The sequence below is a fragment of the Micromonospora sp. NPDC050200 genome, from assembly GCF_040656135.1.
GTDB lineage: Bacteria > Actinomycetota > Actinomycetes > Mycobacteriales > Micromonosporaceae > Micromonospora.
Genome location: NZ_JBFALG010000138.1, coordinates 1 through 5582, shown reverse-complemented (window position 1 = coordinate 5582; position 5582 = coordinate 1). Strand labels below are relative to the sequence as shown.

The window sequence follows — 5582 nt, the reverse complement described above, 5'->3', positions numbered from 1 at the left end:
AGAACAAAAGAGGTCAAGAGCCAAAGCTCTAGCTAGCAGGGATCAAGCCTGACCGCCCGGAGCCGGGCGCGGCGGGCCACACCCCACCCCGAGGAGCAGCAAGCAACGAACCCACGCACGACCAGCAAGCAACGAACCCACGCACGAGCAGCAGTGGTCCCGGTCACCCACCCAGGCGGAACAGCGGACCCGGGTAGCCTGTTGAGTCGGGTGTCGGTGTGTCCAGTGTCCCCGGGCCTCACCAATATTGCCGTCGCGGAATACCGTCCGGCTGGAGCCGCGTCGCGCCACTCGCCGAGAGGCGACCTGCACACCGACACCCCAGCGCCGCCCCCGACCCACCCGGGCCGGGGGCGGCGCTGTCTCCACCGGCGGCAGAATCACGGGATGGACTGGTCCGAGACGACCGGGGTGGTCGTACTGCCCAGCGGCGCGACCGTGCGCGGGCGCCGCGTCGGCGATGCCGCCTCGCCCGCCGACTTCGCCCTGCTCCTGGCCCCGGGCCCGGCGCCGGCCTGGCCGCACCGGCGGATCCGGTGGCCCGACTTCTGGCTGCCGCTGGACCGTGCCGACGCCCTCGACGCGCTGGGGGAGGCCCTGCGCCGGGCGCACGACGGCGCGCGCGTCGAGGTCGCCTGCCGGGGTGGCGTCGGCCGGACCGGGACGGCACTGGCCGCCCTGGCGATCCTGGACGGCCTGCCGGCCGAACGGGCGGTGGGCTGGGTACGGGAGCACTACCACCCCCGGGCGGTGGAGACGCCCTGGCAGCGGCGCTGGCTGCGCCGGCTGGGGTGATCGGCGCGCCGGCTGTGGCAATGCCTACCTCCACGGTTCGCACAGCTCAGGATGGGTACGACCCCGACCACGATGGTCAGCCGCGGCACCGGGCGGCGGCTGACAACGTCCCGGTCGATCTCCACGCAAGGCAGGTACCACCATGGCCGCAGCCGCTCCCCACTACCGGGGTACGCACCGCCGCCCGCTGTCCACCCCCCGTCACCTCGGGCGGGTCACCGTCTCGCTGACGGTGCTCAGCGTGCTGGCGACGCTCTTCCTGGACGTCTTCCTGGTGACCGCGGCGGTGTCCATGCTGATGGTCGGCCCGGTGGTGCTGGTCGTGCAGCGGTGGCGGCTCCGGGCCGGCGCCGAGGACCCGGTGACCACCGGCTGAACCGCTATCCGCCGACGTACTCGCGCAGGTGGCGGGCGGTGAGCGTGTCGCCGTGCGCGACCAGATCGGCGGGGGTGCCGGTGAATACGACCCGGCCGCCGTCGTGCCCGGCGCCCGGCCCGAGGTCGATGATCCAGTCGGCGTGCGCCATCACCGCCTGGTGGTGCTCGATGACGATCACCGTGTTGCCGCCGTCGACCAGCCGGTCCAGCAGTGCCAGCAGCTGGTCCACGTCGGCCAGGTGCAGGCCGGTGGTGGGCTCGTCCAGCACGTAGGTGCTCGACTTCTCGGCCATGTGGATGGCCAGCTTCAACCGTTGCCGCTCGCCGCCGGAGAGGGTGGTGAGCGGCTGGCCCAGGCCGAGGTAGCCCAGGCCGACGTCGGCCAGTCGGTCCAGCCCGGCCCGGGCCTGACCGCCGGGGAAGAACTCCCGGGCCTCGGTGACCGACATCGCGAGGACCTCGGTGATGTTCTTCCCGCGCAGGGTGTACGTCAGCACCTCGTCGGTGTATCGGCGCCCCTCGCACCGCTCGCAGACCGTGGCGACCCCGGCCATCATGGCCAGGTCGGTGTAGACCAGCCCGATGCCCTTGCAGGTCGGGCAGGCGCCCTCGGAGTTGGCGCTGAACAGGGCCGCCTTGACGCCGTTGGCCTTGGCGAAGGCGGTGCGGATCGGGTCGAGCAGCCCGGTGTAGGTGGCCGGGTTGCTGCGCCGGGAACCCCGGATGGGGGACTGGTCCACCACGACCACCCCGCTGCGACGCGGCAGCGAACCGTGGATCAGCGAGCTCTTGCCCGAGCCGGCCACCCCGGTGACCACGGTGAGCACCCCGAGCGGGAGGTTGACGTCTACGTCGCGCAGGTTGTGCAGGTCGGCGCCGCGGATCGGTAGCTGTCCCGTGGGACGGCGTACCGGGTCGCGCAGGGTGACCCGGTGGTCGAGGTGGCGCCCGGTGAGGGTGTCGGAGCGGCGCAGGCCGGTGACGTCGCCGGTGTAGCAGATCCGGCCGCCGGCCGACCCGGCGCCGGGCCCGAGGTCGACCACGTGGTCGGCGATCGCGATGGTCTCCGGCTTGTGCTCCACGACCAGCACCGTGTTGCCCTTGTCGCGCAGGCGCAGCAGCAGATCGTTCATCCGGGCGATGTCGTGCGGGTGCAGCCCCACGGTCGGTTCGTCGAAGACGTACGTCACGTCGGAGAGGCTGGAGCCCAGGTGCCGGACCATCTTCACCCGTTGCGCCTCGCCCCCGGAAAGGGTCGCCGACTCGCGGTCGAGGCTGAGGTAGCCGAGGCCGATCTCCACCAGCGAGTCCAGCGTCTCACGCAGGGTGGCCACCAGCGGCGCCACCGACGGGTCGTCCACGGAGCGGACGAAGTCCGCCAGGTCGCTGATCTGCATGGCCGCGCACTCGGCGATGTTGCGCCCGGCGATCCGGGAGGAGAGCGCCGCGCGGTTGAGCCGGGCGCCGCCGCAGTCGGCGCAGGTGGTGAAGGTGACCGCCCGGTCCACGAACGCCCGGATGTGCGGCTGCGTCGACTCGCGGTCCTTGGCCAGGTAGAGCCGGCGCACCTTCACGGCCAGCCCCTCGTACGTCCAGTTGTTGCTGCCCATCTTGATCTTCGTGGCCGGCTTGTGCAGGAAGTCCTGCCACTGCTGGGGGGTGTAGTCCTGCAGCTTGGCGTCGGGGTCGAAGAGGCCCGACCGGACGATGGTCTGCCAGTACCAGGAGTCGACGGCGAAGTTCGGCACCAGGATCGCCCCGTCGTTGAGTGACCGCTCCACGTCGACCATCGCGTGCACGTCCAGGTCGGAGACCCGGCCCAGCCCCTCGCAGGTCGGGCACATCCCCTCGGCGAGGTTGAAGCTGAACGCGCCGGCCGACCCGACGTGCGGGTCGCCGAGCCGGCTGAACACGATGCGCAGCATCGCGTACGCGTCGGTCGCCGTGCCCACGGTGGAGCGGGAGTTGGCGCCCATCCGCTCCTGGTCGACGACGATCGCGGCGCTGAGGTTGCGCAGCGCGTCCACGTCCGGCCGGCTCAGGCTCGGCATGAAGCTCTGCAGGAAGGCGCTGTACGTCTCGTTGATCAGGCGTTGCGACTCGGCGGCGATGGTGCCGAAGACCAGGGACGACTTCCCGGACCCGGACACCCCGGTGAAGACGGTCAGCCGGCGCTTGGGGATGTCGACCGAGACGCCGGTGAGGTTGTTCTCCCGGGCGCCCCGTACCTCGATGACGTCGTGGCTGTCGGCGGCGTTCCGCGCTCGTTGCTCCATGGATTCGATCCTCTCATTGACACTCGTGTGAAAGCTTCAGCGCGAGTTGCCGAGGTCGGCGCTGCGATATAGGAGGGAAAGTCTCAAACAGCGTGGCAGCCGATAGGGTGACCCGGTGAAGGACGGGCGGTTGCGGGTGGTCGATGTCGCGGCCACCGCCGGGATCTCCACCCAGCAAGTGCGCAACTACCTCGACGAGGGGGTTCTGCCGCTGGCCGGCCGTACGCCCAGCGGCTACCGGGTGCTCACCGTCGCCCATGTGCGGGCGCTCGCCGTGCTGCGCCGGATGGCCGAGGGGCACGGCTGGGCGCGTACCCGGACGGTGATGGCCGCGGTCCACCGGGGCGACCTGGCGGCGGCGCTGGCGGGGCTGGACGCCGGCCACGCCGAACTGGACCGTGAACGGACGGAGATCCGGCGGGTCCTCGGCGCCTTCGAGACGGTGGTGGTCAGCCCGCCGGTCGTGGTGCCCGCGCCGCGGCGCGGCGCGCGGATCGGCGAGGTCGCGGACCTGGTCGGGGTCCGCACCTCCCAGCTGCGGCTGTGGGAGGAGCGGGGGCTGCTGCGGCCCGCGCGCGAACCGGGCACGAGCTACCGGCTGTACGACGGCGCGGAGCTGCGCGCCGCGCAGGTCGTCGCGCTGCTGCGCCGGGGCGGCTACCCGTTCGAGATCGTGGCGGCCGTCCTGGCCGAGATGCGCACCACCGGCCGGCCCCAGCGGGTCCACGCCGAGCTGGCCCGGCGCGAGCAGGAGCTGCACCGGCGCAGCCTGCGGCGGCTGCGCGCCTCGGCCACCCTGTACGACTACCTCGCCGAGCTCGGGCTCGCCGGTCCCGGCTGACCCACCTGCTGGTAGCCGCCCGCACCGCCTGGTTGGGTGAGCCGCTTCGATCACGCGGAGCGCTCTCGGTATGGTGCCTGACCATGAGAGCCCGGGTCCTGGCCGCCACCGTCGCCGTACTCCTCAGCACCGGGACGGCCGTCCCGGCGGACGCCGCGCCGCCGGCGGCCCTGGCCCCCGGAGTGACCGCGCCCTGCCCGAAGCTACCGACACCGGCGGTGACCCGCCCGCCGCGCCCGACGCCACCGGAACCCGTGCCCGAGCAGCGCATTGTGGGCGGGCAGGCGCTGGCGACCCCCGGCCTGGTCGTCCCGCCCGGCACGCCCGCGCCACCGCCGGTCACCGCGACGTCCTGGCTGGTCGCGGACCTGGACAGCGGCGCGGTGCTCGGCGGCTGCGGCCCGCACGAGTACGCCACCCCGGCGAGCGTGCAGAAGCTGCTGCTGGCCGCCACCATGCTGCCGAAGCTGGACCCGAAGCAGGTGGTCACGGTGACCCGGGCCGACCTGGACATCGAGCCCGGCAGCTCCGCCGTGGGCCTGCTGGCGGGCGGCCGGTACCCGGTGGAGACGGTCTGGCTCGGGTTGCTGCTCCAGTCCGGCAACGAGGCGGCGAACCTGCTGGCCCGGCTCGGTGCCGGCAGCGCGCAGGCCGGGGTGCGGGAGATGAACGCCGAGGCGCGCCGGCTCGGCGCCCTCCAGACCCACGCGGTGACACCCTCCGGCCTGGACGGGCCGGGCCAGTTCACCAGCGCGTACGACCTGGCCCTGATCGCCCGGGCCTGCTTCGCCAACCCCACCTTCCGGCGGTACGCGCTCACCGAGCGGGCCCAGATCCCCGCCCAGCCCGCGCTGCGCAAGCCCGGCTTCCAGATCCAGAACGAGAACCCGCTGATCTACGACTACCCCGGTGCGCTCGGCGGCAAGACCGGCTTCACCGAGCGGGCCCGGCACACCTACGTCGGCGCGGCCGAGCGCGACGGCCGGCGGCTGGTGGTCACCCTGCTCAACGCCGAACGGCGCCCGGTGCGGGCCTGGGAGCAGGGCGCGCGGCTGCTCGACTGGGGCTTCTCGCTGCCCGCGGACTCCTCGGTGGGCCGGCTGGTGGAGCCGGGGGAGGTGACCGGGGACGGTGGGGACGGCCCGACCCCGTCGGCGGGCCCGGACGCCGGTGCGGCCCTGGCCGCCGGCCGTTCGTCCGGTGGCACGCCGGACTGGCTCGGCGGCGCGGTGGTCGGCGGCTCGGCGGGACTGGTCGGGCTGCTCGCCGCGCTGCTGGCGGTCGGGCGGCGG

Annotated in this window: 5 protein-coding genes; 4 read left to right on the top strand and 1 reads right to left on the bottom strand. The window is 73.3% G+C overall.

The window, feature by feature from the left end; all coding sequences use genetic code 11:
* Positions 1 to 387: 387 nt before the first annotated feature.
* Positions 388 to 795 carry a protein-tyrosine phosphatase family protein gene (locus AB0I41_RS34735; RefSeq protein WP_357115574.1) on the top strand — a complete coding sequence of 136 codons (408 nt, stop codon included), beginning with the start codon at positions 388 to 390 and terminating at the stop codon, positions 793 to 795.
* 142 nt (positions 796 to 937) lie between these two features.
* The gene (locus AB0I41_RS34730) at positions 938 to 1171 is read left to right on the top strand and encodes a hypothetical protein (protein WP_357115571.1); all 234 of its coding nucleotides are present in this window, start codon (positions 938 to 940) and stop codon (positions 1169 to 1171) included.
* Positions 1172 to 1175: 4 nt separating this feature from the next.
* Here the strand turns inward: AB0I41_RS34730 and AB0I41_RS34725 are convergent, their stop codons facing one another.
* On the bottom strand, positions 1176 to 3449 hold the full coding sequence (locus tag AB0I41_RS34725; RefSeq protein WP_357115568.1) for an excinuclease ABC subunit UvrA: 2274 nt from the start codon (positions 3447 to 3449) through the stop codon (positions 1176 to 1178).
* A gap of 115 nt (positions 3450 to 3564) precedes the next feature.
* On the opposite strand from AB0I41_RS34725, the gene AB0I41_RS34720 reads away from it, so the two are divergent.
* On the top strand, positions 3565 to 4290 hold the full coding sequence (locus AB0I41_RS34720) for a MerR family transcriptional regulator (protein ID WP_357115565.1): 726 nt from the start codon (positions 3565 to 3567) through the stop codon (positions 4288 to 4290).
* Positions 4291 to 4373: 83 nt separating this feature from the next.
* Positions 4374 to 5582 (top strand): serine hydrolase (locus tag AB0I41_RS34715; protein WP_357115561.1); only part of this gene is annotated, 1209 nt, incomplete at its 3' end.